We start from the raw sequence: 555 nt of genomic DNA on the forward strand, positions 1-555 counted from the left end.
GTGGTGAAGGACATCCCGGAGATGTTCGCCGAGAACCCCGGCGGCGGCGGGATCTACGCCCGCCTCGAAGATCACGGCCACACCCTCTCGGAGTTCAGCGAAACGGTCCGGGCACGGCTCGCGACCAAGGCCGAGGCATCCGCACTCGCGCTGAGCCCGGGCTCTCCGGTGATCCACCTCGTACGGAACGCGGAAACGGAGTCCGGACGGGTCGTGGAGGTGTGCGACACGATCATGGCCGCCGACCGGTTCGTCCTGGACTACCGCTTCCCCGCCGCAGACTGAGGCAGCATCAGGCACTTCCTCGCAACCGGCTCACCCTGACGACCACTTGACTCATATACAGGAGTGGGGCACTCTGTCGACTATCACTCATGTACATGAGTGAAGGAGATGATCTCTTGTATATGAGGTGCTCATGCCGTCGGTGAAGAATGCTGATGTACGGATGACACTGCGGGTCTCACGCGACTCCGGCCGGACCTGGGGACCGCCCACAGAGGTCCGCGTGGGCGACGACCCGGTGCTCCCCGAGAACCCTGGTGGCTTCCCGCC

1 protein-coding gene is annotated in these 555 nt (G+C 64.3%); it reads left to right on the top strand.

Features of this window, described 5'->3' with window-relative positions; genetic code table 11:
- Positions 1–285, top strand: a 285-nt coding sequence (locus RNC47_RS36235; RefSeq protein ID WP_311605118.1) for a UTRA domain-containing protein, incomplete at its 5' end; no start/stop codon positions are given.
- Positions 286–555: the final 270 nt, after the last annotated feature.

The organism is Streptomyces millisiae (genome assembly GCF_031845425.1).
Taxonomy (GTDB): domain Bacteria; phylum Actinomycetota; class Actinomycetes; order Streptomycetales; family Streptomycetaceae; genus Streptomyces; species Streptomyces millisiae.